Origin of the sequence: Streptomyces crystallinus, from assembly GCF_039521265.1 — a bacterium.
Classification (GTDB): Bacteria; Actinomycetota; Actinomycetes; order Streptomycetales; family Streptomycetaceae; genus Streptomyces; species Streptomyces crystallinus.
The window spans coordinates 1-26310 of the sequence record NZ_BAAACA010000006.1; the positions used below are offsets into that span (position 1 = coordinate 1).

The window sequence follows — 26310 nt, forward strand, 5'->3', positions numbered from 1 at the left end:
ACAATTTTTAGCCTCAACCCCCGTGCCCTTTTGGGCCGGGGGTTGAGGCATTTTTGCGTTCAGGACTCCTACCCCCGTGCACTCGTCACCCCTGTGCACTCGTCCCCGTGCGCTGCCGGTAAGGTCAGGGGGCATCGTTGGCACGTTCACAGGAGGCCCCCGGGTGGAGGTCCAGGAGACCCGCGTTCAGACGGACCGGGTGCTCACCATCCCCAACATCCTCAGCATGGCGCGCCTCGTCGGCGTACCCGTGTTCCTGTGGCTGATCCTCCGGCCCGAGTTCGGCGGGCCCAAGAGCGATGGCTGGGCATTGCTCGTACTGGCGCTGAGTGGTGTCAGTGACTACCTGGACGGGAAGCTCGCCCGGCGCTGGAACCAGATCAGCAGTCTCGGCCGGCTCCTCGACCCGGCGGCTGACCGGCTGTACATCCTTTCCACGCTTGTCGGCCTCACCTGGCGGGAGATTCTGCCGGTTTGGCTGACCGCTGCCCTTTTGGCCCGGGAGCTGATGCTTCTGGTGATGGTGGGAATCCTCCGCAGGCACGGCTATCCGCCGCCGCAGGTGAACTTCCTCGGTAAGGCGGCGACGTTCAACCTCATGTACGCCTTCCCGTTGCTTCTGCTGAGCGACGGAAGCGGATGGCTCGCCGACCTGGCGGCGATTTTCGGATGGGCGTTCGCCGGATGGGGTACAACTCTGTATTGGTGGGCAGGGATCCTGTATGTGGTTCAGGTCCGCCGGCTGGTCAAGGCGGACTCAGCGGCCGATTGAGCTCGTCGGCGGTTCTTCGGAGCAGAGGGATCCGCGGCTTGATGCCCGGGGGCCCACCCGGACGGGTGCAGTCGGCTAGACCGTTGTCTCGTCAAGGAGGACGCTTCCGACATGAAGGCCGTCGTGATGGCCGGTGGCGAAGGAACACGCCTTCGCCCCATGACCTCGAGCATGCCCAAGCCGCTCCTGCCGGTTGCCAACCGGCCGATCATGGAGCATGTGCTACGGCTGCTCAAGCGGCATGGGCTCCATGAGACCGTCGTAACCGTGCAGTTCCTGGCCTCTCTGGTCAAGAACTATTTCGGCGACGGTGAAGAGCTCGGGATGGAGCTCACCTATGCCAATGAGGAGAAGCCGCTCGGCACCGCGGGCAGCGTCAAGAACGCCGAGGAGGCACTCAAGGACGACGCCTTTCTCGTCATCTCGGGTGACGCCCTCACCGACTTCGATCTGACGGATCTCATCAACTTCCACAAGGAGAAGGGCGCACTGGTCACGGTGTGTCTGACCCGGGTGCCCAATCCGCTGGAATTCGGCATCACCATCGTGGACGAAGAGGGAAAGGTCGAGCGCTTCCTGGAGAAGCCGACCTGGGGCCAGGTCTTCTCGGACACGGTGAACACCGGAATCTATGTGATGGAGCCGGAGGTCTTCGACTACGTCGAGGCCGATGTGCCCGTCGACTGGTCCGGTGATGTCTTCCCTCAGCTGATGAAGGAGGGCAAGCCCATCTACGGCTATGTCGCGGAGGGCTACTGGGAGGACGTCGGTACGCACGAGAGCTATGTGAAGGCGCAGGCCGACGTGCTCGAGGGCAAGGTCGACGTCGACATCGACGGCTTCGAGATCTCGCCCGGTGTGTGGGTGGCGGAGGGCGCCGAGGTCCATCCGGACGCGGTGCTGCGCGGTCCGCTCTACATCGGCGACTACGCCAAGGTCGAAGCCGGTGCGGAGATCCGTGAGCACACGGTCATCGGGTCGAACGTCGTCGTCAAGGCGGGAGCCTTCCTCCACAAGGCCGTCGTCCACGACAACGTCTACCTCGGCCAGCACAGCAATCTCCGCGGCTGTGTGATCGGCAGGAACACCGACATCATGCGGGCGGCCCGGATCGAGGACGGCGCTGTCATCGGGGACGAGTGCCTGGTCGGTGAGGAATCGATCATTCAGGGCAACGTCCGGGTCTACCCGTTCAAGACCATCGAGGCGGGCGCGTTCGTCAACACCTCGGTGATCTGGGAGTCGCGGGGCCAGGCGCATCTCTTCGGGGCGCGCGGGGTCTCCGGCATCCTGAACGTGGAGATCACGCCGGAGCTGGCGGTACGGCTGGCCGGTGCGTACGCCACGACCCTGAAGAAGGGGGCGACGGTCACCACGGCCCGCGACCACTCACGTGGCGCGCGTGCCCTGAAGCGGGCGGTGATCTCGGCCCTCCAGGCCAGCGCCATCGACGTACGGGATCTGGAGAACGTACCGCTGCCGGTGGCCAGACAGCAGACGGCGCGGGGCAGCGCCGGCGGGATCATGATCCGGACCTCGCTGGGTGTGCCGGACTCCGTGGACATCATGTTCTTCGACGAGCGCGGCGCGGACCTCTCGCAGGCCGGGCAGCGCAAGCTGGACCGGGTCTACGCACGTCAGGAGTACCGGCGGGCGTTCCCCGGGGAGATCGGCGACCTCCAGTTCCCGAACAGCGTCTTCGACTCGTACACCGGGTCGCTGCTGCGCAAGGTCGATACGACCGGGGTCGCGGAGGCCGGGCTGAAGGTCGTGGTGGACGCGTCCAACGGCAGTGCGGGGCTGGTTCTGCCCAGTCTGCTCGGGCGGCTCCAGGTGGACTCGCTCACCATCAACCCGGGCCTCGACGAGTCGCGGCCGACCGAGACCGCCGACGCGCGGCGGGCCGGTCTGGTGCGGCTCGGGGAGATCGTGGCGTCGGCGCGGGCCGCGTTCGGCGTGCGGTTCGACCCGGTCGGCGAGAAGCTGTCGCTGGTCGACGAGCGCGGGCGGATCGTCGAGGACGACCGGGCGCTCCTGGTGATGCTGGACCTGGTGGCGGCCGAGCGGCGCAGCGGGCGGGTGGCGCTGCCGGTGACCACGACCCGTATCGCCGAGCAGGTCGCCGCGTACCACGGGACGCAGGTGGACTGGACGACCACCTCGCCCGACGACCTCACCCGGGTGGGCCGGGAGGAGTCGACGATCTTCGGTGGCGACGGGCGCGGCGGGTTCATCATTCCCGAGGTCAGCAGCGTCTTCGACGGCGCCGCCGCGTTCGTCCGGCTGATCGGCCTGGTGGCGCGTACGCAGCTGACGCTCAGCCAGATCGATGCGCGGATACCGCGTGCCCATGTGCTGCGGCGTGATCTCGCGACCCCGTGGGCCGTCAAGGGCATGGTCATGCGGCGGGTGGTGGAGGCGGCCGGGGACCGGTCGGTGGACACCACTGACGGCGTACGGGTCGTGGAGGCCGACGGGCGTTGGGTGATGGTGCTGCCCGACCCGGCCGAGGCGGTCACCCATCTGTGGGCCGAGGGGCCCGACGACGCCTCCGCGCAGGCGCTGCTCGACGAGTGGTCGGCGATCGTGGACAGCGCAGGTCACTGAGGTCGTCCCAGGGTGCCGGGCGGGGTCGTGGGACGCCGCCCGGCACACCGGTGGGGCCATTCGGCGGCAGGGGCGCCGACGTGCGACGATGTGCGGCATGTCGCAGCAGCCCCCCGTTCGGAGCACACCTTCTCCGCCGTCCCGCCCGGACGCGTCCATGTCGCTGCTGACCAATGTGATGGACCACGCGCTCGACGACGGGTACGCGGAGGCGACGGCCCGGCGCAAGGCCGAGGGCAAGGAGGGCCTGCCCCGTACCCTGAGCGCGAAGCTGGGGCTGGCCGCCGGTCTGGTGCTGGCGGCCGTGGTGGTGACGATCGGGGCCGCGCAGGCGCGGATAACGGCACCGGTGGTCGCCAAGGAGCGCCAGGAGCTGATCGGGCGCGTGGAGGCCGAGACGAAGGCGGCCGACGACCTTCAGAAGAAGGTCGACTCGTTGCGCCGTGAGGTCGGCGACCGCCAGCGCAAGGCGCTCGAGAAACACGGCGGTGACCAGGGCGAACTGGTCGCGCTGCTGTCCGGGGCCACCGAGGTGCGCGGCCCCGGGGTGAAGCTGGTCGTCGACGACGCCAAGAACACCGAGTCGGGCGGGGGCGGCGGTCCGCGCGAGAACACCAGCTTCGCGGACACCGGCCGGGTGCGCGACCGGGACATGCAGCGCATCGTCAACGGGCTCTGGCAGTCGGGCGCGGAGGCCGTCGCCATCAACGGGCAGCGGCTGACCGCCCTTTCGGCGATCAGGGCGGCGGGCGACGCCATACTGGTCGACAACAGGCCGCTGGTGCCGCCGTACACGGTGCTCGCGGTCGGGGACGGGAAGAAGCTCAGCACCGCCTTCCAGGACAGTGCCGACGGCCAGTACCTCCATGTGCTCCAGGAGAACTACGGCATCCGCTCCAGCATTTCGGACCAGTCCCAGGTGCGCCTGCCGGCCGCGCCGAGCCTGATCGTACGTACAGCACAGCCGCAGGCCACGGGCGCCGGCAGGGGCGCGGCCGCCAGAGGGAAAGGTACATCGTGATCGCCGTACTTGGCCTCGTCGTGGGAGTCGTGGTCGGACTTTTGGTCCGGCCCGAGGTGCCCGCGGTGGTCGAGCCGTATCTGCCCATCGCCGTCGTCGCCGCGCTGGACGCGGTCTTCGGCGGTCTGCGGGCCATGCTCGACGGCATCTTCGTCGACAAGGTCTTCGTGGTGTCCTTCCTGTCGAACGTCGTGGTGGCGGCGCTGATCGTGTTCCTCGGTGACAAGCTGGGCGTGGGCGCGCAGCTGTCGACCGGTGTGGTGGTCGTCCTCGGCATCCGGATCTTCTCCAACGCCGCGGCCATCCGTCGCCATGTCTTCCGGGCGTGAGGCCGATGAGCAGCGAAGACACACCTGAGCAGGGTCCGGGGCGCACTCCGGGGCCCGGCGCCGGAAGCACTCCTTCCACGCCGGAGCCCGCGGGGCCCGCCGGGGCCGACACGCCGAGGGCGGCCGGGCTGCCCCCAGCGCCCGAACCGTCTGCCCCGGAGTCCGGGACATCTGCCCCCGCGGCTGCGGAACCCTCGCCTGTCCAGGTGACGGGCCGGCAGCGGCTGGCGGCCGGGCTGTGGCCGCCTCGGGTGACCCGGGCCCAACTGATCGTCGCCGTGCTGCTGTTCGTGCTGGGTCTGGGGCTGGCCATCCAGGTCCGTTCGAACAGCGACAACAGCGCGCTGCGCGGGGCGCGCCAGGAGGACCTGGTGCGCATCCTGGACGAGCTCGACTCCCGTACCAAGCGGCTGGAGGACGAGAAGACGCGTCTGGAGGGGCAGCGCACCGAGCTGGAGACCAGCTCCAACCAGGCGGCGGAGGCGCGCAAGCAGACCCTGGAGAAGGAGCGCCAGCTGGGCATCCTGGCCGGTACGGTCGCGGCGCAGGGGCCGGGGATCACGCTGACCATCACCGACTCCAAGAAGGCGGTCGAGGCGGACAAACTGCTCGACACCATCCAGGAGCTGCGTGCGGCGGGCGCGGAGGCGATCCAGGTGAACGACGTCCGGGTGGTCGCCAACACGTACTTCTCGGACGCGGACGGGGGAATCGAGATCGACGGCCACAAGACCACGGCCCCCTACGTCTTCAAGGTGATCGGGAAGCCACAGGATCTCGAACCCGCGCTCAACATCCCCGGCGGCGTGGTGCAGACTCTGGAGAAGGAGCAGGCCACGGCCACTGTGGTCCGTTCCGAGAAGATCGTCGTGGATGCCTTGCGACCGGCGAAGCGGCCTGACTACGCTCGGTCGTCCTCGCGGTGACGCGGGGCCGCATGCCAGCGACCGCACAAGGGCATGAGCTTGCGGGGGGTCGACGCACCCAACTCGTGGTGCGTGGTGGAAACTGTTTGGCGGATACGGACGTTGTGAGGATGTCCGGGTCGGCCGGTGTGTTGATTCTGGGTTCGTCCTGCCCCACGGGCGGGTCTGTTTCGGTCAAGGGGAATCGCCCGTGAAGTTGTTTGCGAAGTTGTTCGGCAAGAGCGCACGTGAGGACGGTGCCAGTGGCTCCGCCCGGCACCGTGCCCGAGGCCGTGGACAGGCGGAGGAGCAGGGCGGCGAGCGCCCGCTGTTCCGCGATGAGGTGAGCCGCCCCGGGGGTGACATTCCGGGCGGTCCGGGCGCGTCTTCTGTTGACCCTGCCGGTCCCGGCCGCATAGGTTTCGGGAACCCTTCGCGTACGGAGGGTGGCCACACGCCCGATCCGTACGCGACCAGCGCCCACGCGGTCCAGCCCGGGCAGGAGGATCCGTCCATGCCGGTGTGTACGAGGTGCGGGCACAGCAACGCGGCGGCGAGCCGCTTCTGTTCCAACTGCGGCGCCCCGCTGCGCCCGGGCGCGGTCCCGGAGCGGGCCGCGGAGACCACGTCGACGATCTCGATCTCCGGCCTGGAGGCGTACGACTCCGAGGTGACGGGCCAGACGGCGCTGCCGTCGCTGTCTCCGGAGGCGCAGGCCGCGGTCGACGCGCTGCCGCTGGGCTCCGCCCTGCTGGTGGTGCGCCGCGGGCCCAACTCGGGCAGCCGCTTCCTGCTGGACGGCGAGCTGACCACGGCGGGCCGGCATCCGCAGAGCGACATCTTCCTCGACGACGTGACCGTGTCGCGCCGTCATGTGGAGTTCCGCCGCAACCCGGACGGCCGTTTCACCGTCTCGGACGTCGGCAGCCTCAACGGCACGTATGTGAACCGGGAGCGGATCGACTCGATCGACCTGTCCAACGGCGACGAGGTGCAGATCGGGAAGTACCGGCTGGTGTTCTACGCGAGCCAGCACGGCGTCTGACCCTCTCCCAGATCCGTTCGGGGGGTCCCTCAGGGGGAAGACCCATCCAGGGAAGGCCCATGCTGCACACACCGACGGGCGGTGCCGGAAACGGCACCGCCACCGCGGGCGACCGGCTGATGAGCATCGGCACCGTGCTCAACCAGCTGCGCGAGGAGTTTCCCGAAGTCACCATCTCCAAGATCCGCTTCCTGGAGTCCGAAGGCCTGGTGGAGCCGCGGCGCACGCCGTCGGGGTACCGCAAGTTCAGCCCCGAGGACGTGGAGCGGCTCGCCCAGGTCCTGCGGATGCAGCGGGACCACTATCTGCCGCTGAAGGTCATCCGCGAGCATCTGGACGCGCTGAGCCGGGGAGAGCAGCCCGTGCTGCCCGCCGCGGGCACCGGGCGCGATCTGGCGGACGGCGGCGAGGACGGCCAGGAGCGCCCCACGGCGTCCCGTGTGGGGCGTACGGAGCTTCTCGTGGCCGCCGAGGTCACCGAGGCGGAGCTGACCGAGTGGGAGTCGTACGGGCTGATCTCGGCCGGTCCCGAGGGCGGGTACGACGCGGAGTCGGTGAATGTGGCACGTCTTGTGGCGGACCTGGGCCGATTCGGTCTGGAACCGCGTCATCTTCGCGCCATGAAGGCGGCCGCCGACCGCGAGGCCGGTCTCGTCGAACAGGTGGTCGCACCCCTGCGGCTGCACCGCAACCCGCAGACCAGGGCGCATGCGGAGGCGACCGTCAAGGAGCTCGCGGCGCTGTCCGTACGGCTCCACGCGGCCCTGGTCCAGACCGCTCTCGGGGTCCGGCTGCACTGACCTCGGGGGTCCCCGACTACCCAAACCGGCCGGGCACGTCCTAGGGTTGCTGTGTGAACGAGCTCGACGTCGTGGGTGTCCGGGTGGAAATGCCCTCCAACCAACCGATCGTGCTCCTGCGTGAAGTGGGAGGCGATCGGTACCTCCCCATCTGGATCGGTCCAGGGGAGGCGACCGCGATCGCCTTCGCCCAGCAGGGGATGGCTCCGGCGCGGCCGCTGACGCACGACCTTTTCAAGGACGTGCTGGAGGCCGTGGGTCAGGAGCTGACCGAGGTCCGCATCACGGACCTGCGCGAAGGGGTCTTCTACGCGGAGCTGGTCTTCGCCAGTGGTGTCGAGGTGAGCGCGCGTCCGTCCGACGCCATAGCGCTCGCCCTGCGCACCGGAACGCCGATCTACGGCAGTGACGGGGTGCTCGACGACGCGGGGATCGCGATCCCGGACGAGCAGGAGGACGAGGTGGAGAAGTTCCGCGAGTTCCTCGACCAGATCTCGCCCGAGGACTTCGGCACCAACAGCCAGTGAGCCGCCGCCGGGAGCCCCCGCACACCGGGCGGCTCCGGCGCATTCGAGTAGCCTTTCCCCGAAGAGGGGTACGCGAAACCACTCTCAGGGTGATTATCACTCGGCGTGCCGAGTGTGGCGATCGTTGACGCACCCCGAGTGACTGCCTACCGTCGTGAGGGCAGTTCTAGGACGGAGGGTCGGCGTGAGAAGCAGCGGCGACAGTACGGCAGGGGAGGCCCCCGGACGTCCGGGGGAGAGCGGGCCGTACCCGCCTGTGAACTCCCGGCCGGTTTCGAGCAGTGGGTTCCCCCTTCACGACAGCGCGGCCGACTCCGGCGCGGACACCGTCGGCTACCGGGGGCCGACCGCGTGCGCGGCGGCGGGGATCACCTACCGGCAGCTCGACTACTGGGCGCGCACCGGTCTGGTCGAGCCGAGCGTGCGTCCGGCGTACGGATCGGGCACCCAGCGGCTGTACAGCTTCAAGGACGTCGTCGTCCTCAAGATCGTCAAGCGTTTCCTGGACACCGGGGTCGCCCTCCAGAACATCCGCACCGCCGTCCAGCACCTGCGGGAGCGGGGCTTTCGCGATCTGGAGCGGATGACGCTGATGAGCGACGGGGCCACCGTCTACGAGTGCTCCTCGCCCGACGAGGTGGTCGACCTCCTCCAGGGCGGCCAGGGCGTCTTCGGCATCGCGGTCGGCGTGGTGTGGCGTGACGTCGAGGCGGCCCTGTCGCAGTTGCACGGCGAGCGGGTCGACACCGGCGAGACGCTGGTCGGGCACAACCCCGCCGACGAGCTCGCCCGGCGCCGCAACCGCGCGGTCTGAACGGCCCCGGCAAGGGGCCGCCGGTCCGCCGGGGGCCGATTGTCAGTGGCGTGAGGCAGCATCGGTGATGTGAGAGCCGCGCCGACCATTCTGCATCTGGACATGGATGCCTTCTTCGCCGCCGCAGAGCAGGCGTCGAAGCCGAGCCTGCGCGGAAAGCCCGTGATCGTGGGCGGTCTCGGACCGCGCGGTGTGGTGGCCACCGCGTCGTACGAGGCTCGGCGCTTCGGTGCGCGCTCCGCGATGCCGATGGCCCAGGCGAGACGGCTGTGTCCCAATGGCGCCTATCTTGTCCCGCGCTTTGGCTTCTACCGCTCGATCAGCGAGCAGGTGATGGAGTTGCTGGGGCGGCTGTCGCCCCTGGTGGAGCCTCTGAGCCTCGACGAGGCCTTCGTGGACCTGGAGGCCGGGGGAGTCGCGTGGGACGCGCAGACGGCCCGTGAGGCCGGTCAGAAGCTGCGTGCGGACATCTTGGCCACCACGGGTCTGACGGGGTCCGTGGGGCTGGCCGGGTCCAAGATGCTGGCGAAGATCGCCTCGGAGGAGGCCAAGCCCGACGGACTGGTGCTCATCGACCCCGGCACCGAGCGCGAGCTGCTGGCCCCGATGCCGGTCAGGACGCTGCCGGGGGTGGGGCCGGCGACCGGGGAGCATCTGCGCCGGGCCGGGATGACCACGGTCGCGGATCTGGCCGAGGCGGGCGAGGACGAGCTCGTACGGCTGCTGGGCAAGGCTCACGGCGCCTCGCTGCACAGGATGGCGCTCGGGCTCGACGACCGGCCGGTGGTGGCCGAGCGGGACACCAAGTCGGTGTCGGTGGAGGACACCTTCGACGTGGACCTGCACGACAGGGTGCGGGTGACGAACGAGGTGGGGCGGCTCGCCGACCGGTGTGTGCAGCGGCTCCGGGCGTCCGGGCACTCGGGCCGCACGATCGTCCTGAAGGTCCGCAGATACGACTTCTCGACGCTGACCCGGTCGGAGACGCTCCGGGGCCCCACCGACGACCCGGCGGTGGTGCGTGAGGCGGCCGGCCGGCTGCTCGACTCCGTGGACACCACGGGCGGCGTGCGCCTGCTGGGCGTCGGGGTCAGCGGCCTCGCCGACTTCACCCAGGAGGACCTGTTCGCCCAGGCGGCGGCCGGTGAGCAGGGCGCGGCCGAGGAGGCGGCGGCCGAGGCGGAGGCGGATCCGGCCGCTCCCGAGCAGCCCTCGGCGGTCGACCCGGCCGAGCGGCGCTGGCTGGCCGGGCACGATGTGCACCACCGCGAGTTCGGCCCCGGCTGGGTGCAGGGCAGCGGGGTGGGGCGGGTCACCGTCCGGTTCGAGACGCCGCTGTCCGCCGTGCCCGGGCGGGTGCGGACCTTCCGGATGGACGACCCCGACCTCGAGCCGTCCGAGCCGCTGCCGCTGGTGGCCGGGCCGGAGGAGCCGCAGGGCCCCTCCGAGCCGCTGCCGCCGCTGGTGGCCGGGCCCGGGGAGACCGAAGGAGGGGGGACGGGGACCGGGCCCGGGGCGACGACCGGCGCGGTGGATCAGGCGTCGTCCTCCTCGCCCGCGAGCCGCCCGAAGTCCCGGTCGGCGCCGGGCAGGGGATCGGGGGCGGCGATGTCCAGACCGTAGTGGTGGTAGAGCTGGAGCTCCTGTTCGGGGGAGAGGTGGCGGCCGACGCCGAAGTCCGGGGCGTCCTTGATCAGCGCGCGGTCGTAGGGGATGTGCAGGGCCTCGTCGACGAGGCTGCTGGGCTCCAGCGGGACGAAGGCGTCCCGGCTGAACAGGCCGGTGCGCACGGCCGCCCACTCGGGCACTCCGGTGGCGTCGTCGAGGTAGACCTCGTCCACCGTGCCGATCTTGTTGCCGTTGCGGTCGAACGCCTTGCGGCCGATCAGGCTGCGCGGATCGATATCGGTCTGCACGGTCCCTCCAACTGGTCGCAACTGCTCGTAAGACTACGAAAGTGCACAACGCGGGCGTCGGCCACTCGAAGGATCAGGGCCGGGCCGCGCTGGTACGCTGGCGATGGCTGCTGACCCCGTGCGGGAGAGTCCTTCGGAATGATGTCCGAAGGCGCCGAAGGAGCAAATCCTCCCCGGAATCTCTCAGGCCCACGTACCGCGCGGACGAGGTCACTCTGGAAAGCAGGACGGGGGACGTGCGGGCGGACGCCTGTGCGCGCACCCCGTCCTCACCGACGGTGAAAGCCGGGAAGCCCCCACGCGACCCGGTGAAGCTCTCAGGTTGAGATGACAGAGGGGGAGGCCGTCCGGGCACCCGCGCCGTGGTGCCCCTCGCAGGTCGCGCAGACCAGGAGGCCTCCGTAATGACCGCCAACCGCATGCCGCTCACCGAGCTCGAGCGGGGCATTCCCTTCGAGCAGCGCCACATCGGGCCCGACGCCGAGGCCCAGGCGAAGATGCTCGCGCAGGTCGGCTACGGCTCGCTCGACGATCTGACCGCCGCGGCGGTGCCGGACGTGATCAAGAGCGCCGAGGCGCTGGGTCTGCCCGGCGCCCGCACCGAGGCCGAGGTCCTGGCCGAGCTGCGCTCGCTCGCCGACCGCAACAAGGTCCTGGCCCCGATGATCGGCCTGGGCTACTACGGCACCTTCACCCCGCCGGTGATCCTGCGCAACGTCATGGAGAACCCCGCGTGGTACACGGCCTACACGCCGTACCAGCCGGAGATCTCGCAGGGCCGGCTGGAGGCGCTGCTCAACTTCCAGACGGTCGTCGCCGACCTCACCGGGCTGCCCACCTCCGGCGCCTCGCTGCTCGACGAGGGCACCGCGGCGGCCGAGGCCCTCGCGCTCTCCTGCCGGGTCGGCAAGGTCAAGGGCGGGGTCTTCCTCGTCGACGCCGACACCCTGCCGCAGACGGTCGCCGTCATAGAGACGCGTGCCGAGCCGACCGGTGTCGAGGTGGTCGTCGCCGACCTGAGCCACGGCATCCCGGCCGAGGTGGCCGAGCGCGGTGTCTTCGGTGTGCTGCTCCAGTACCCGGGCGCCTCCGGTGAGGTCCGCGACCTCAAGCCGGTCATCGACGAGGCCCACGAGCTGGGCGCGGTCGTCACCGTCGCCGCCGATCTGCTCGCCCTGACCCTGCTGACCTCGCCCGGCGAGCTCGGCGCGGACATCGCGGTGGGCACCACCCAGCGCTTCGGCGTCCCGATGGGCTTCGGCGGCCCGCACGCCGGCTACATGGCGGTCCAGGAGAAGTTCGCCCGCAGCCTGCCCGGCCGACTGGTCGGCGTCTCCGTGGACGCGGACGGCAACAAGGCGTACCGCCTGGCCCTGCAGACCCGTGAGCAGCACATCCGCCGCGAGAAGGCCACCAGCAACATCTGTACGGCGCAGGTCCTGCTCGCCGTCATGGCGGGGATGTACGCGGTCTACCACGGCCCCGACGGCCTGCGGCAGATCGCCCGGCGCACCCACCGCTACGCGGTGATCCTCGCCGAGGGGCTGCGCGCCGCCGGTGTGGAGGTCGTGCACGGCTCGTACTTCGACACGCTGACCGTCCGGGTGCCGGGCAAGGCCGCCGACGCCGTCGCCGCCGCCCGGGACGGCGGGGTCAACCTGCACCTGGTCGACGCCGACACCGTCTCGATCGCCTGTGACGAGACCACCGACCGCGACCGCGTCGCCGCCGTCTGGGCCGCCTTCGGCGCCGAGGGCGACATCGAGGCGCTGGACGCCACGGCTGCGGACACGCTGCCGGGCGCGCTGCTGCGCTCGGACGAGTTCCTCACCCACCCGGTCTTCCACCAGCACCGCTCCGAGACCGCGATGCTGCGCTATCTGCGCAAGCTCGCCGACCGCGACTACGCGCTGGACCGCGGCATGATCCCGCTCGGCTCCTGCACCATGAAGCTGAACGCGACCACCGAGATGGAGCCGGTGACCTGGCCCGAGTTCGGGCAGATGCACCCCTTCGCGCCCGTCGAGCAGGCCGGGGGCTACCTCACGCTCATCCACGAGCTGGAGGAGCGCCTCGCCGAGGTCACCGGGTACGACGCGGTGTCCATCCAGCCCAACGCCGGTTCGCAGGGCGAGCTCGCGGGTCTGCTCGCGGTGCGCGCCTACCACCGCGCCAACGGCGACGAGCAGCGCACGGTCTGTCTGATCCCGTCCTCGGCGCACGGCACCAACGCCGCCAGCGCCGTGATGGCCGGGATGAAGGTCGTCGTGGTGAAGACCGCCGACGACGGCGAGGTCGACATCGCGGACCTGCGCGCCAAGATCGAGCAGTACCGCGACGAGCTCTCGGTGCTGATGATCACCTACCCGTCCACCCACGGGGTGTTCGAGGAGCACGTCGCCGACATCTGCGGCGAGGTGCACGACGCGGGCGGCCAGGTCTACGTCGACGGCGCCAACCTCAACGCGCTGGTGGGCCTCGCCAAGCCGGGCAAGTTCGGCGGCGACGTCTCGCACCTGAACCTGCACAAGACGTTCTGCATCCCGCACGGCGGCGGTGGCCCCGGTGTCGGCCCGGTCGGTGTGCGCGCGCACCTCGCGCCGTACCTGCCCAACCACCCGCTCCAGCCGACCGCCGGTCCCGAGACGGGCGTCGGCCCGATCTCGGCCGCCCCGTGGGGCTCGGCCGGCATCCTGCCGATCTCGTGGGCGTACGTCCGGCTGATGGGCGGCGAGGGCCTCAAGCGCGCCACCCAGGTGGCGGTGCTGGCCGCCAACTACATCGCCAAGCGCCTGGAGCCGCACTACCCGGTGCTCTACACCGGCCCCAACGGGCTGGTCGCGCACGAGTGCATCGTGGACCTGCGCCCGCTGTCGAAGTCGACCGGCGTCAGCGTCGACGACATCGCCAAGCGTCTGATCGACTACGGGTTCCACGCGCCCACGATGTCGTTCCCGGTGGCCGGCACGCTGATGATCGAGCCGACCGAGTCCGAGGACCTGATCGAGATCGACCGGTTCTGCGAGACGATGATCGCGATCCGTGCCGAGATCGAGAAGGTCGCCTCGGGCGAGTGGCCCGCCGACGACAACCCGCTGGCCAACGCCCCGCACACGGCGGCCGCGCTCGGCGGCGAGTGGAACCACGCGTACAGCCGCGAGGAGGCGGTCTTCCCGGCCGGTGTCTCGGCCGCCGACAAGTACTGGCCGCCGGTGCGCCGGATCGACGGTGCCTTCGGCGACCGCAACCTGGTCTGCTCCTGCCCTCCGCTGGACGAGTACGACAACTGATGTAGGTCCGTCCACGGCTGACATGCGTCGGGGCCGGTTCGGGGGTTCCTCCCCGGGCCGGCCCCTTCTTTGTTGTGGTGCTGTGCGGTCTGTGCCCGCGAGGCCGGCTAGGCGGCCTTCGCCACCTGTCCGGCTGTCAGCGCCCGGTGCGGGGCGATGATCCGCCCGTCCGGCAGCAGCTCACCGGTGTCCTCGAAGATCAGGACGCCGTTGCACAGCAGGCTCCAGCCCTGCTCCGGGTGGTGCGCCACGAGCTGCGCGGCCTCCCGGTCGGCGGAGTCGGCTGTCGGGCAGGCTGGCTGGTGCTGGCACATGGATGCGTTCTTTCGCTGCGTCGTAGAGTTGAGTGTCCTGCGGCTCGATGCGGTGTTCATGGCCGCCCCCCGTTGGTAAGTCGGTCGGTCCGCTCCCAGTGTTGCCCTACGGGCGTCAATCCGCAGGGATTTCGCGGCACCACTTCCTACTGCATATTGACGCATCACTCGTGCGGCCGGTTCAACTCAACTGCCCTGCCTCTTCGGGTGGTTCGCGGTGGCCGTTACGGGCTAGCCCGTACGGAGGAGGGCGCGCGCGGGCGCACAGCGCGGCGCCCCGGGCCGGGTGGGCTCCGGGGCGCCGCGGGCGGCTCTCGCGGGTGGGCGGCCGGGTGTCAGACCGGCTGGCTGAGCAGCGGCGCGGGGGTGAGCCGCAGGGTCATCACCGGCAGCAGCTCGGAGACCCGGTGCGGGCGGTGGGCGCAGATGCCGGGCGGCGCGGGCGCCAGCGGCACCAGCAGATCGGCCGGGTCCAGCTCCCCCGAGGCGGGGTCGGCCGTGAGGTCGCGCCGCAGCCACAGGGTGAGCATGTAGAGCTCGGGCACCGAGAGCAGACGGGGCTCGAAGTCCACGGTGAGCGCCTCCGCCTGGCGCAGGGCGTGCTGGGTCGAGGCGAGGTAGGGGCCCTCGAAGAAGTGCGAGAAGGCCCAGCCGTCCGGGGTGAGCACGGTGTCCGCGGCGGCGACCGCGCTTCCCGCGTCGCTGATGAGGAACCGCCAGCCGGCCAGTCGGCTGTGCGGGGCGCGGGCGCTCGGGGTGATCCGGTCCAGCACATGGACGGGCAGCGGGAGTTCGGGAGTCAGCGGGCCCTGCGCGGCTCGCAGGGCGGGGGTGCGCGCCGCGCGGACGGCGGTGGGGGAACCGAGTGCCGCGAGGACGCTGCGCAGGGCGGGCGCGGGAGCCGGGGGAACATGCAGCGGCATGGTGGGTCGCCTCTCACTTCGGAGACACGGTGGTGCGTGGGCGGTGCGGACGGCGCTGTCTGCGGTGACGCGGGGTCAGAGGGGGGCCGGGGGGCAGTGGCCGGGCGCCAACTCTCTGCCTCGTTCGCAAAGTTTATACGACACGTGTTCACGGCGGGTTTCCGCTAGCTGTCGGCAGTATTTCGGGCAAGTCCGAATCAGGTCCTGCTGATGCGGCATTCATCCCGATTCGCGGAACGGGGTACGCGGCCTGCCTGGAAAGGTCCCGCTACGCCGGTCGGCCGAAACCCGTCTGTGTTTTTCACCATTCCCGAAGCGGTGGTATCCGCCGGTTGCTGTATGCCGAATGCATGTGCCCGAGGCCGGTTCGTACCAGCTTACTACGCGGCCCGCCCGGATGGGACGTTATGGATCAGCCAGCCTGGGCATTATCGACCGTGACGCACGCGGCCGGCCGGGCCGGCTGCCCATTCGAGGAGGGACGCTTCGATGGGTGAGAAGGTCGTGGCGGGCGAGTTCGACCTGTCCGATCGGCACGCGTACCGCCAGAAGCTCCAGCAGTGCCTGGAGGGGCTGGGGCGACTCCTTACCGAACGGAGGTTCGATCGCCCGAGGAATCTGATGGGCGTGGAGATCGAGCTGAATCTCGTGGGGTCCGACGGTATGCCGCGCATGATGAACGCGGAGGTTCTGGAGCGGATTGCGAGCAAGGATTTCCAGACCGAACTCGGGATGTTCAACCTCGAGGTGAATATCGCCCCGCACCCGCTCGGCGGCCGGGTTTTCGATCAGCTCTCCGAGGAGCTGCGGACCGGCCTCGGGTACGCCGAGCGCAAAGCCGGCGAAGTCGGCGCCGGGATCCTGATGATCGGAATTCTTCCGACGCTCAGCCAGCAGGACCTGGTATCCGCGAACCTTTCCGACGCCGACCGCTATGTCCTGCTCAACGATCAGATCGTGGCGGCCCGCGGCGAGGATTTCACCCTCGACATCGAAGGCGTCGAACGCCTCGTCTGCACCTCCGGTTCCATCACCCCGGAGGCCGCCTGCACCTCGGTGCAGCTGCACCTCCAGGTCACTCCTGCCCGCTTCGCGGCGGTGTGGAACGCGGCCCAGGCCATCGCCGCCGTACAGATCGCGGTGGGGGCCAACGCGCCCTTCCTGTTCGGCAAGGAGCTGTGGCGCGAGTCGCGTCCGCCGCTGTTCGAGCAGGCCACCGACACCCGGCCGGCGGAGCTGCGCGCCCAGGGCGTGCGCCCGCGCACCTGGTTCGGCGAGCGCTGGGTGAGCTCCGCGTACGAGCTGTTCGAGGAGAACCTGCGCTACTTCCCGCCGCTGCTGCCCATCTGCGACGAGGAGGAGCCGCTGCGGGTGCTGTCCGCGGGCGGGGTCCCCAGCCTCCAGGAACTCGTCCTGCACAACGGGACGATCTACCGCTGGAACCGCCCGGTGTACGGGATCGCGGACGGTGTGCCGCATTTGCGGGTGGAGAACCGGGTGCTGCCGGCCGGGCCCACCATCACCGACGTCATCGCGAACGCGGCCTTCTACTACGGCCTGGTGCGCTCGCTGGCCGAGGACAGCAGGCCGGTGTGGACCCGGCTGCCGTTCGCGGTGGCCGCCGCCAACTTCGAGACGGCCTGCCGCCAGGGCATCGACGCCGAACTGCTGTGGCCGGTGCCGCGCCGGGCGGGCGGCGTCGCGCGCGTACCGGCCGTCAAGCTGGTACGCGACGAGCTCCTGCCGCTGGCCCACGCCGGGCTCGACGCGTGGGGGGTGGAGCCGGCCGACCGGGACCACTACCTCGGCGTGATCGAGGAGCGCTGCCAGCGGCGCGTCAACGGCGCCTCCTGGCAGGTCGACACCTACCACCGCGCCCGCGACGCCGGGCTGACCCGCGAGGCGGCCCTGGCGGCCACCACCCGCCGCTACCGCGATCTCACCCACACGGGCGAGCCGGTGCACACCTGGCCGATGGGGTTCCCCGCGCCCGGATGAGAGGAAGAAGCAGGAGAGGAAGGAGCAGGAGAAAAAGGAGACAGCGGCCTCAGTTCGCCCGGCTGCCCTGACCCACCGTCATGATGGCCTTCAGGATCACCGCCTGGATCTCGGCCGGGTCGGTGACCTGGTACCCCGCGCCGCCGGTGGCGCGGGCGATCTCCCTGACCGACTCGCCGTCCGCGTCCGGGCCGACCGCGATGGCGATCATCGGGACCGGCTTCGCGGGGTCGGCGAGCCGCCGGAGCCTGGTGATCAGCTCGCCGCGCGAGATGCTGCCCGGGTCCTCGTTGGCGCCGTCCGTGAGGATCACCAGCGCGTTGAACCTGCCCGGCCGATAGCTCGCGGTGGCCTGCTTGTACGCGGCGAGCGTCGTGTCGTAGAGGCCGGTCGCCCCGTCCGGCACCGGCTGGAGCGCGCCGAAGGCGGCGGTCAGCCGGTCGCGCTGGGTGCGCCCGCCCTCGACCGGGTCGCCGAGGCGGGCGGTCGGCACCAGCTCGCGGTAGTCGCGCGAGCCGTCCAGGCGGGTGGCGAAGTCCCACAGGCCGATCTCGTCCTCGGGCGTGAACTGCGCCAGCGCCCGCAGCAGTGAGGCCTTGGTGACGTCCATCCGGGACCGGCCGCCCGCGCCGGGCACCGGCGCCGCCATCGACCCCGAGGCGTCCACGACGGTGGTGAGCCGGGCGCTCTGCACGATGATCGTCCACATCCCGAGGGCTTCCTGGAGCTCCTTGGCGGACGGGGTCTCGGCGGTCGAGCCGGCGTAGGGCTGCGGCGAGGCCGCGCCGGCCTTCTTCACGGCCGCCTCGTCCGCCGCCTCGCCCGGGGTGCGAAAGCCGCTCCGGCCCAGCGTCCGCCGGGACTCCGGCTCGCCCAGCAGCGTCAGGAACCGCATCGCGGCGCGGCTGCGGTCGGTGCTCAGCCGGTTCTCGCGGACGATCGTGTACGGGTAGTCGAGCAGCGGCGCCCCGTCCTTCGGGTAGAAGAGGTCGAGCCCCCGCTTCGCGCCCCGGCCGGTGTTGTACGCGTACGCCGCCTGCTCGGAGAGGACGACGGCCTGGTTGCGGCGCGGATCGCCCCTCCCGGCGCCCGAGCCGTCCCGGGCGAGCGTCTCGACGACCTGGGCGTCGGTGTCGGCGGTGCGCTGAGCGAGCGCCTTGGCCAGGGTGGCCGCCCCGGTGCCGCCGTCGGCGCCCTCGTGGGCCGCGGAGCGCCCGACGCTGCTCAGCGCGAGCAGGGCGGCGGCCGAACGGGCCGGGTCGGCCGCGCCCAGGCGCAGCGCGTCCGAGCGGGTGGCGGCCGCGGCGAGCTCCGCCCAGGTGTACGTCCTGGACGGCCAGCCCAGGGACTTGGCGGCGGGCGCCACCAGCGCGAGCGCCACCGGCGAGGCGGCGACATGGCCCGCCGTGGCGACCGGGACGCTCTCGCCGCCCTCCTTGGCGCGGTCCACCCACAGCGCCGAGTCCGGTATCCACACCGCGAAGTCGGGTTCGCGGCCCGCGCCGAGCGCGGCGGCCACCTTGTACGGCTCGCGGGCGGTGACCCGGACGTCGATACAGGAGCCGTCGGAGGTCACCTTGTCGGCGCGCGCCCGCTCGGCGACGGAGCGGACGGCGGGGGCGAGGTCGGGGGAGGCGACGAGATCCAGCCGTACCGCCGAGTCCCGGCACGCGTCGCCGAAGGAGAGCAGTCCGCTGCTCGCGGCGACGGCCGCGCCGCCCGCCACGACGAGCACGAGCAGGGTGGCGACGACGACCGTTCGACGGCGGCCGGCGGCGGCCGGGCCGCCCCGGGTTCCCTCGGTCGCGTGCTCGTCGGGCAAGCTGTGACGTCCCATGGCGGTGGTGCCCTCCTTGAACCCTGAACAAGGAAAAAGGGGGACCGCACCATCGAAATGGCGCTCGCCCCCCGGCCTGTCGCGCACGATCTTCGTACTTTCATTCGAGACCCTAGCGGGGCAGTGGTGGGCTTGGGACGGGTTCGGTCAACTGGAGGCAGGTGTGCAGGTGGAGGCGGGGCGTGTGGCTGATTCTCTTCCCGAACAGGGGGTGTCACCGCGGATCTTGCGGTCCGAGACGGTGCTCGTGCTGGCGCTCTCGCTCGGTGCGAGCGGTGTGTCGGCGCTGATCAGCTTTGTCGGGTCGGTGACCAAGCCGGGCGGCCTCAAGGACCAGGCGGCGAAACTCAACACCTCGTACGCCCCCGGGCGGCCCTGGCTTGATCTCGCCTGGCAGCTCTTCGGTATCGCCACCGCCCTCGTGCCCGTGGCGCTCGTGGCGCACCTGCTGCTGCGGGAGGGGGCGGGGGGACTTCGGGTGCTCGGCTTCGACCGCAGGCGGCCCGCGCCGGACCTCGGGCGGGGCGCGCTGATCGCCGCCGGGATCGGCAGCGCGGGACTCGGTTTCTATCTGCTGGCGCGCGCGGCCGGGGGCAATCTCACGGTCGTCCCCGAGTCGCTGCCGGACGTCTGGTGGAAGTACCCGGTGCTCGTCCTGTCGGCGGTGCAGAACGCCGTACTGGAGGAAGTGATTGTCGTCGGGTATCTGCTGCGGCGGCTAGGCCAGTTGGGGTGGACGCCGCTCGCGGCGCTGGCGGCGAGCTCGGTCCTGCGCGGCTCCTACCACCTCTACCAGGGCATCGGCGGCTTCCTCGGCAACATGGCGATGGGCGTCGTGTTCGTCCTGCTCTACCGGCGCTGGCAGCGGGTGGGACCCCTGGTCGTGGCCCATTCGCTGCTCGACATCGGGGCGTTCGTGGGGTACGCGCTGCTCGCGGGGAAGGTGAGCTGGCTGCCCACGGTGTGAGCGGGCGCGGCGGCGCACGCGCGCGTGGACGAACGGGTAAGGGGCGTACCGCTATTGCGTACGCCCCTTACGCATTCCCTCTCACGCGATCGGCCGACGCTACGGCGCCGTGAGCAGTTCGCCCTCGATGACCGTGACCGCCGTACCGGTCAGCAGGGTGCGCTCGCCGCGCAGGGAGGTGTGCACCAGACCGGTCCGGGTGGAGGCCTGGAGGCCGGTGAGCTCGGTGCGGCCCAGCCGCTCCGACCAGAACGGCGCCAGCGCGGTGTGCGCGCTGCCCGTCACCGGGTCCTCGTCGATGCCGACGCCCGGGAAGAAGCCCCGCGAGACGAAGTCATAGCCCAGGGACGGGTCCTCGGCCGCCGCCGTGGCGATGACACCGCGCTTGGAGTACGCGGCCAGTGCCTTGAAGTCGGGCGTCAGAGCGCGCACGGTCCGCTCGTCCGCGAGCTCGACGACCAGGTCGCCGATGAACTCCGAGGTGTCGTGCACGGACCGGGGGCGCGCCCCGAGCGCCTCGGACACCCCGGCCGGGACCTCCACCGGGGTCAGCGGCGAGGTGGGGAAGTCGAGCGTGATCGATCCGTCCGCGTGCGCGGTGGCCGCGAGGACGCCGCACCGGGCCGCGAACCGGACCGTGCCGGTCGCGGCGCCGGTCGTGTGCAGCACATGGGCGGTGGCCAGAGTGGCATGCCCGCACATGCCGACCTCGGTGGCCGGGGTGAACCACCGCAGCGCCCAGTCGGCCTCGCCGCCCGGCGGCAGCGGATGCGCGAAGGCGGTCTCGGAGAGGTTGACCTCGCGGGCCACGTCCTGAAGCCAGGCGTCCTCCGGGAACGCGTCGAGGAGCAGGACCCCGGCCGGGTTTCCGGCGAACGGGCGGTCGGTGAAGGCGTCGACGATTCGGATCTGCATGGCAGGACGGTACGGGCCGGAGCAGTCCACTGACCAAGGCCAATCCGGGGTTGTTGGCCTCCTCGGTGGCCCTTTTTCCGACGGCCTTCCTCGGAGAGTCATATCGGTGCTTGCTCACCGAACGGTTCCGATATATCGTTGAGCCATCGCGACGGATCAACGATGGAAGGAGCGTAGCGATGCGTTCACATGGACATGGGTACGGACAGCACGGACCCGGCCATCGCGGTCGGGGCGACTTCGAGGGGCGGCGTGCCGCCTTCGGTCCCTTCGGTCCAGGCTTCGGCGGCGGACCGTTCGGGCCCGGCCGAGGCGGCCGGGGCGGTCCGCGGGGCAGGGCGCGGCGCGGGGATGTCCGCGCGTCGATCCTGGCCCTGCTGAAGGACCGGCCGATGCACGGCTACGAGATGATCCAGGAGATCGGCGAGCGCAGCGGCGGGGCCTGGAAGCCCAGCCCCGGCTCGGTCTATCCGACCCTCCAGATGATGGAGGACGAGGGCCTGATCACCAGTGAGAGCGAGGGCGGCAAGAAGCTGTTCACGCTCACCGACGCCGGGCGCGCCGAGGCCGAGTCGGGGTCCGAGGCCCCGTGGGAAGAGGCCGGGCGCGGAGTCGACTGGGAGAGCATGAACGAGATCCGCCAGGCCGGGTTCGGTCTGATGGAGGCGTTCGGTCAGGTCTGGAAGACCGGCACCGCCGAACAGCGCCAGAAGGCGCTCGGGGTCATCAACGACGCCCGTAAGAGGCTGTATCTGATCCTGGCCGACGAGGACTGACCCCGCCGGCCGCCGAGAGCCCCGCGACCACCCGGTCGCGGGGCTCTCCCGTGTCTGCGGGCGGCCGTGGCGGTCAGGCCACCGGGCTCAGGCCACCGGGCTCAGGCCACCAGGCCGCCGAGCTTGCGCAGTGACTCGTTCAGCGCGGCCGTCGCCGAGTCCTTGAGCTTGCCCGCCATCAGCGAGACGGCGGCGCCGGTGAACTCGCCGTCGATCCGGACCACCGTGGCGTTCCCGTCGGGCGTGAGCGTGTAGCGGTTGCCGACGACGACCCCCATCGGACCCTTGCCCCTGACACCGAGCAGCCGGCCCGCCTCGAACTCGTCCACGGTCCACAGGACTTCGGCGGGGAAGCCCATGAGCTTCATGTTCTCGGTGTAGGTCGCGCCGAGCTCCAGCTTCTCGGGGCCGCCCCGCGGGAAGCCGGTGTGGGTGGCGTTCCACTCGCCGTACGCGGTGAAGTCCGTCAGCCGGGCCCAGACCTTCTCCGCCGGAGCCTCCAGACGCGCCTCGGCGCTGACCTCGGCCATACGACCACCCCTTCGAGTCGGGAACGTGTCGCGGAACGTAGCCGGGGTGCCGTGAACATTCAATACTGATGAACCGTCAGACAGTGGGGCGCTTCCCGCACGGCCGGGCCCTGTCAGCTCACCGACGAGCCGGTGACCGGCAGCGCCCATATCTGCGCCGAGTCGAAGAGGTCGCAGGCGCGCGGGCGCGCGGACTCGTCGTGGCAGTGGAAGGCGGCCCAGAACAGATCGCCGCGCAGGGCGTCCCCGGGCGCGTACACGCGGTACACGTACTGCAGCCCGTCCTCGGCCAGCAGGGCGACCATCCAGCACATCGGACCCCCTCCCGCGGTTGCCGGGGCGGCTGTGTCGTACGGGAGGGGACGTGTCGGGCGGCGGTGCGGTTGCGCGCCGGGCGTACGGGCAGGTGGTGCGCGCCCCCGAGGTGTAAACCGTGGAATCTCATCCGGAAGGAGGAGAACCCGGTCATCCGTCCCCACCCCACGTCGGACGCGGAATGCTTCCCGGCGGGGATGCCCGGGGGGCCGGGCCCCTGATGGGGTAGGAGGGTGCACTCCCCGATCCCGCGGGTCCCGGCCGTCCCGGCTCCGGTCCCCGCCGCCCCCGACCTCGAAGCCCGGCTCACCGACGAGATGGCTTCGGTGGTCGCGGGTGCCCGCAGACGGGCGCTGCGCGACGGGGACCGGCAGCTCGACACGGCCCATCTGCTGCACTCGCTGATGGAGAGCGACCCCGAGGTGCGGGCCGCGTTCGACGGCGCTCCGCAGGTGGCGCGGGTGCTCGGCTATCTCGTCCAGCGCTCCATCGGGTACGGGCTGCGCTGGCAGGGGTCGGTGGAGGACTCGGGGGCGCTGCCGCTGCTCGCCCAGCCCGGCTGGTCGCCCGCCGCGGTCACCGCGATGGAGGGCGCGCTCGCCAGGGCGGCCGCCCGCGGCGACGCCCACGCCTGCGGAACCGACCTGCTCGCGGCGCTCGCGGCCGACCCGGAGTGCCGGGCCGTGGAGGTCCTCGACCACGCCGGAGTCGAGTCCCGGGAGCTCTCCGGGCGGCTTGCCGAGCCCCCGCCGTCTCGACAGGTGTCACAGGGGTGACGCTCCTGACTTCTCCTGTCATGATGTGCCGATGCAGGCGTCTCAGGGGAGAAACGTCGGCCTGGGACTGGCCCTGGCCTCGGCGTTCTCATTCGGTGGATCAGGTGTCGCGGCCAAGCCGCTGATCGAGGCGGGCCTCGACCCGCTGCACGTGGTGTGGCTGCGGGTGACGGGCGCCGCGCTCGTCATGCTGCCCGTCGCCTGGCGCCACCGGAGGCTGCTCGTGCGCCGGCCCGCGCTGCTCGCCGGGTTCGGTCTGCTCGCCGTCGCCGGTGTCCAGGCCTGCTACTTCGCCGCGATATCCCGTATCCCGGTCGGCGTCGCCCTGCTCGTCGAATACCTGGCGCCCGCGCTCGTCCTCGGCTGGGTCCGGTTCGTCCAGCGCAGGCCCGTGACCCGGGCCGCGGCCGTCGGCGTGGTGCTCGCCGTCGGCGGCCTCGCCTCCGTCGTCGAGATCTGGTCCGGGCTCAGCTTCGACCTCTTGGGACTGCTGCTCGCCCTCGGCGCCGCCTGCTGCCAGGTCGGTTACTTCGTCCTGTCCGACCAGGGCGGCGACGCGGACGACGCGCCCGACCCGCTCGGCGTCATCGCGTACGGCCTGCTCATCGGCTCCCTCCTGCTCACCGTGGTCGCCCGGCCCTGGGGCATGGACTGGTCGGTGCTCGGCGGCAGCGCCGACATGAACGGCTCGGACGTGCCGGCGGCCCTGCTGCTCGGCTGGATCGTGCTGATCGCGACCGTGATCGCGTACGTCACCGGAGTGATCTCGGTACGCAAGCTCTCCCCGCAGGTCGCCGGTGTCGTCGCGTGCCTGGAGGCGGTCATCGCGACCGTCCTGGCCTGGGTGCTGCTCGGCGAGCACCTCTCCGCGCCGCAGATCGCGGGCGGCGCGGTGGTCCTGGTCGGCGCCTTCATCGCGCAGTCCTCGGCGCCGAAGGACGCCTCCGGGCCGGTGGCGGGCGGGGACGGCCACCCGTTGCCCGTGCGGGAAACGCCCGCCCGGGAAGCACCTGTCCGGGAAGGCTCCGAGGGTGAGTTGTCGGCCGGCCGGACCGCGCCGTAGGGTGGCGATCATGCACGCGACCGTCCTGCCGCCTCCCGCCGCGTAACGCGGGCGGCCGCCACCCCTGACGAAGACCGGGCTCGGGCAGTCCCCGAGCGGCTCGTCGCTGCCCGCGTACTCCAGGCAAGCGACCTTTCCCGTCTTCCTCTCCGGAGTACGTACGTGTCGAACGCACCGACTTCCACAGGCCTGCCCGTCGGGCGCGGCCTGCTCTATCTCGTCTTCGCCGGTGTCGCCTGGGGCACCGCGGGCGGCGCGGCCGCGCTGGTCTTCGACGCCAGCGACCTGGGCCCGCTCGCCCTCTCCTTCTGGCGCTGCGTCGGCGGTCTGGCGCTGCTGCTCGGCGCCCGGGCGCTGCGCCGGCGCCCGGTCGGCAGGCCCGCCGAACCGCTGGGCCGGCGGCTGCTGCGGATCCTCGGCAACGGTGTCGGCCTCGCGGTCTTCCAGAGCGCCTACTTCGCCGCCGTCGCCTCGACCGGGCTCGCCGTCGCGACCGTGGTCACCCTCGGCGCCGGTCCCGTCCTCATCGCGCTCGGCGCCCGGCTCACCCTGGGTGAGCGGATCGGCGGCGCCGGGCTGACCGCCGTGGCCGGGGCGCTCACCGGCCTCGCGGTGCTCGTCCTCGGCAACGGCGGCGGCGCCGTCCGCCCCGCCGGAGTGCTCCTCGCGCTGCTCTCGGCGGCCGGATACGCGGGGATCACCCTGCTCACCCGGTGGCTCGGCCGCGACGGCGAGGCCGCCGACCCCTCCTCGACCACGGCCTGGGCGTTCGCCGTGGCCTCGGTCCTGCTGCTGCCGCTCGCGGGCGCGGAGGGCCTGGTGCCGCACACCGCCGAGCCGGTGCGGGTGGCCGTGCTGCTGCTGTACGTGGCGGCGGTGCCCACGGCGCTGGCGTACGCGCTCTACTTCGCGGGCGCGGCCGTCGTGCGGTCCGCCACCGTCTCCGTGATCATGCTGCTCGAACCGGTGAGCGCGGCGCTGCTGGCGGTCGCGGTGCTCGGTGAGCGGCTGAGCGCCGCCACGGTGGCGGGCACGCTGTTGCTGCTGGTCGCGGTGGTGGGGCTGGCCGGAGCCGAGGCGCGGCTCGCCGCGCGGGCCCGCCGCGAGCCGGTCGCGGTCTGACCCGCCGGGGGCCTGCGGACGCTTGCGCGGGCCCCCGGCAGTGTCCGGCTGTCAGAGCGCGGCCAGGTAGTCGGGCAGCGCCACGGACGGGTCGAGGTCGTCGGCCGGGAGCGGCGTCCCGTACGTCCGGGCCAGCGGGATCACCCCGGTCCAGTGCGGCAGGGCGCTGTCCTCGGGCTCGTCGTTGGGGCCGCCGGTGCGCACCTTCGCCGACACCTCCTCGAGGTCGAGCCGGATGACCGAGGTCGCGGCGAGCTCCTTGGCGTTGGCCTGCCGCGAGTCGTAGGACCGGCCGGGCACGACCTGGTCGACCAGCGCGTCCAGCGCGCTGCGCCGCTCCTCGGGGTCGGTGACCTGGTACGCGAGGCCGTGGACCACGACGGAGCGGTAGTTGAGGGAGTGGTGGAAGGCCGAGCGGGCCAGCACCAGGCCGTCGACGTGGGTGACGGTGAGGCAGACCGGGAGCCCGGGGTCGGCCCGGCCGGCCATCCGCAGCGGCCGCGACCCCGTCGAGCCGTGCACATAGAGCCGCTCGCCGATCCGGCCGTACAGCGTCGGCAGCACCACCGGGGCGCCGTCGCGCACGAAGCCGAGGTGGCACACGTATCCCTCGTCGAGTATTCCGTGCACCAGCTCGCGGTCGTACGAGGCCCGCTCGCGCGAGCGGGTCGGCACGGTGCGCCCGGTGGGCTCGTAGCTGGCGGTCTCGGCCATTTGCCTTCTCCATTGCACTAGTGCATAGTTGTGT

Annotated in this window: 25 protein-coding genes and 2 riboswitches; of the genes, 17 read left to right on the forward strand and 8 right to left on the reverse strand. The window is 71.4% G+C overall.

Annotated features, from left to right (window positions below; translation table 11 throughout):
• Window positions 1-163 precede the first annotated feature (163 nt).
• The 10 genes from clsA to ABD236_RS03940 all read left to right on the forward strand — a co-directional run bounded on the left by clsA (window position 164) and on the right by ABD236_RS03940 (window position 10443).
• Window positions 164-772 carry a cardiolipin synthase ClsA gene (clsA, locus tag ABD236_RS03895; protein ID WP_067155476.1) on the forward strand — a complete coding sequence of 203 codons (609 nt, stop codon included), beginning with the start codon at window positions 164-166 and terminating at the stop codon, window positions 770-772.
• 111 nt (window positions 773-883) lie between these two features.
• A complete protein-coding gene (locus tag ABD236_RS03900; protein ID WP_344070125.1) occupies window positions 884-3379 on the forward strand; it encodes a sugar phosphate nucleotidyltransferase in 2496 nt (831 codons plus the stop codon).
• A 97-nt stretch (window positions 3380-3476) separates the two neighbouring features.
• Window positions 3477-4400 carry a DUF881 domain-containing protein gene (locus ABD236_RS03905; protein ID WP_344070129.1) on the forward strand — a complete coding sequence of 308 codons (924 nt, stop codon included), beginning with the start codon at window positions 3477-3479 and terminating at the stop codon, window positions 4398-4400.
• A complete protein-coding gene (locus tag ABD236_RS03910; RefSeq protein WP_003970459.1) occupies window positions 4397-4729 on the forward strand; it encodes a small basic family protein in 333 nt (110 codons plus the stop codon). The genes ABD236_RS03905 and ABD236_RS03910 overlap by 4 nt, the downstream gene beginning before the upstream one ends.
• 5 nt (window positions 4730-4734) lie before the next feature.
• Entirely contained in the window at window positions 4735-5655 is a 921-nt protein-coding gene (locus ABD236_RS03915) for a DUF881 domain-containing protein (protein WP_425543813.1), read from the forward strand.
• An 82-nt stretch (window positions 5656-5737) separates the two neighbouring features.
• Complete coding sequence (locus ABD236_RS03920) at window positions 5738-6679, forward strand: FHA domain-containing protein (RefSeq protein WP_344071179.1); 942 nt, start codon at window positions 5738-5740, stop codon at window positions 6677-6679.
• Window positions 6680-6738: 59 nt separating this feature from the next.
• On the forward strand, window positions 6739-7479 hold the full coding sequence (gene ftsR / locus ABD236_RS03925; protein WP_344070132.1) for a transcriptional regulator FtsR: 741 nt from the start codon (window positions 6739-6741) through the stop codon (window positions 7477-7479).
• 53 nt (window positions 7480-7532) lie between these two features.
• Entirely contained in the window at window positions 7533-8006 is a 474-nt protein-coding gene (locus ABD236_RS03930; protein ID WP_006123076.1) for a bifunctional nuclease family protein, read from the forward strand.
• A 184-nt stretch (window positions 8007-8190) separates the two neighbouring features.
• Window positions 8191-8820 (forward strand): MerR family transcriptional regulator, encoded by a 630-nt coding sequence (locus tag ABD236_RS03935; protein WP_344070135.1) that lies wholly within the window; start codon window positions 8191-8193, stop codon window positions 8818-8820.
• 69 nt (window positions 8821-8889) lie between these two features.
• Complete coding sequence (locus ABD236_RS03940; protein WP_344070137.1) at window positions 8890-10443, forward strand: DNA polymerase IV; 1554 nt, start codon at window positions 8890-8892, stop codon at window positions 10441-10443.
• Here ABD236_RS03940 and ABD236_RS03945 read toward each other — a convergent pair.
• Window positions 10356-10736, reverse strand: coding sequence for a PRC-barrel domain-containing protein (locus tag ABD236_RS03945; protein WP_344070139.1), 381 nt, complete (start codon window positions 10734-10736; stop codon window positions 10356-10358). The genes ABD236_RS03940 and ABD236_RS03945 overlap by 88 nt on opposite strands.
• Window positions 10737-10847: 111 nt before the next feature.
• Window positions 10848-10945: riboswitch (glycine riboswitch) on the forward strand.
• A riboswitch (glycine riboswitch) is annotated at window positions 10946-11080 on the forward strand.
• Between the two features lie 60 nt (window positions 11081-11140).
• Between ABD236_RS03945 and gcvP the strand changes: the two genes are divergently transcribed.
• Window positions 11141-14026 (forward strand): aminomethyl-transferring glycine dehydrogenase, encoded by a 2886-nt coding sequence (gcvP, locus tag ABD236_RS03950; protein WP_344070141.1) that lies wholly within the window; start codon window positions 11141-11143, stop codon window positions 14024-14026.
• A 107-nt stretch (window positions 14027-14133) separates the two neighbouring features.
• Here the strand turns inward: gcvP and ABD236_RS03955 are convergent, their stop codons facing one another.
• Together ABD236_RS03955 and ABD236_RS03960 are read right to left on the reverse strand one after the other, a co-directional pair.
• The gene (locus ABD236_RS03955; protein ID WP_067155431.1) at window positions 14134-14340 is read right to left on the reverse strand and encodes a DUF5999 family protein; all 207 of its coding nucleotides are present in this window, start codon (window positions 14338-14340) and stop codon (window positions 14134-14136) included.
• Between the two features lie 335 nt (window positions 14341-14675).
• On the reverse strand, window positions 14676-15263 hold the full coding sequence (locus tag ABD236_RS03960; protein ID WP_344070144.1) for a hypothetical protein: 588 nt from the start codon (window positions 15261-15263) through the stop codon (window positions 14676-14678).
• Window positions 15264-15752: 489 nt separating this feature from the next.
• Here ABD236_RS03960 and ABD236_RS03965 point away from each other — a divergent pair, with 489 nt between their 5' ends.
• Window positions 15753-17261, forward strand: a complete 1509-nt coding sequence (locus ABD236_RS03965) for a glutamate-cysteine ligase family protein (protein WP_344070146.1) — start codon at window positions 15753-15755, stop codon at window positions 17259-17261.
• Window positions 17262-17310: 49 nt separating this feature from the next.
• On the opposite strand, the gene ABD236_RS03970 is transcribed toward ABD236_RS03965, so the two are convergent.
• Entirely contained in the window at window positions 17311-19098 is a 1788-nt protein-coding gene (locus ABD236_RS03970) for a substrate-binding domain-containing protein (protein WP_344070148.1), read from the reverse strand.
• 163 nt (window positions 19099-19261) lie between these two features.
• Between ABD236_RS03970 and ABD236_RS03975 the strand changes: the two genes are divergently transcribed.
• The gene (locus tag ABD236_RS03975) at window positions 19262-20065 is read left to right on the forward strand and encodes a CPBP family intramembrane glutamic endopeptidase (protein WP_344070150.1); all 804 of its coding nucleotides are present in this window, start codon (window positions 19262-19264) and stop codon (window positions 20063-20065) included.
• A gap of 99 nt (window positions 20066-20164) precedes the next feature.
• On the opposite strand, the gene ABD236_RS03980 is transcribed toward ABD236_RS03975, so the two are convergent.
• The gene (locus ABD236_RS03980) at window positions 20165-20980 is read right to left on the reverse strand and encodes a PhzF family phenazine biosynthesis protein (protein ID WP_344070152.1); all 816 of its coding nucleotides are present in this window, start codon (window positions 20978-20980) and stop codon (window positions 20165-20167) included.
• 179 nt (window positions 20981-21159) lie between these two features.
• Here ABD236_RS03980 and ABD236_RS03985 point away from each other — a divergent pair, with 179 nt between their 5' ends.
• Window positions 21160-21756 (forward strand): PadR family transcriptional regulator, encoded by a 597-nt coding sequence (locus ABD236_RS03985; RefSeq protein ID WP_344070154.1) that lies wholly within the window; start codon window positions 21160-21162, stop codon window positions 21754-21756.
• A gap of 101 nt (window positions 21757-21857) precedes the next feature.
• Here ABD236_RS03985 and ABD236_RS03990 read toward each other — a convergent pair whose 3' ends face one another.
• Together ABD236_RS03990 and ABD236_RS03995 are read right to left on the reverse strand one after the other, a co-directional pair.
• Window positions 21858-22286, reverse strand: coding sequence for a type II toxin-antitoxin system Rv0910 family toxin (locus tag ABD236_RS03990; RefSeq protein ID WP_344070156.1), 429 nt, complete (start codon window positions 22284-22286; stop codon window positions 21858-21860).
• Between the two features lie 113 nt (window positions 22287-22399).
• Entirely contained in the window at window positions 22400-22600 is a 201-nt protein-coding gene (locus tag ABD236_RS03995; protein WP_344070158.1) for a hypothetical protein, read from the reverse strand.
• Between the two features lie 234 nt (window positions 22601-22834).
• On the opposite strand from ABD236_RS03995, the gene ABD236_RS04000 reads away from it, so the two are divergent.
• The 3 genes from ABD236_RS04000 (at window position 22835) to ABD236_RS04010 (ending at window position 25562) form a co-directional block, all read left to right on the forward strand.
• Window positions 22835-23377 (forward strand): Clp protease N-terminal domain-containing protein, encoded by a 543-nt coding sequence (locus ABD236_RS04000; protein WP_344070160.1) that lies wholly within the window; start codon window positions 22835-22837, stop codon window positions 23375-23377.
• A 31-nt stretch (window positions 23378-23408) separates the two neighbouring features.
• The gene (locus ABD236_RS04005; RefSeq protein ID WP_344070162.1) at window positions 23409-24440 is read left to right on the forward strand and encodes an EamA family transporter; all 1032 of its coding nucleotides are present in this window, start codon (window positions 23409-23411) and stop codon (window positions 24438-24440) included.
• 162 nt (window positions 24441-24602) lie between these two features.
• Complete coding sequence (locus tag ABD236_RS04010; RefSeq protein WP_344070164.1) at window positions 24603-25562, forward strand: DMT family transporter; 960 nt, start codon at window positions 24603-24605, stop codon at window positions 25560-25562.
• A gap of 51 nt (window positions 25563-25613) precedes the next feature.
• Here ABD236_RS04010 and ABD236_RS04015 read toward each other — a convergent pair whose 3' ends face one another.
• Entirely contained in the window at window positions 25614-26276 is a 663-nt protein-coding gene (locus ABD236_RS04015) for a pyridoxamine 5'-phosphate oxidase family protein (RefSeq protein ID WP_344070166.1), read from the reverse strand.
• Window positions 26277-26310: the final 34 nt, after the last annotated feature.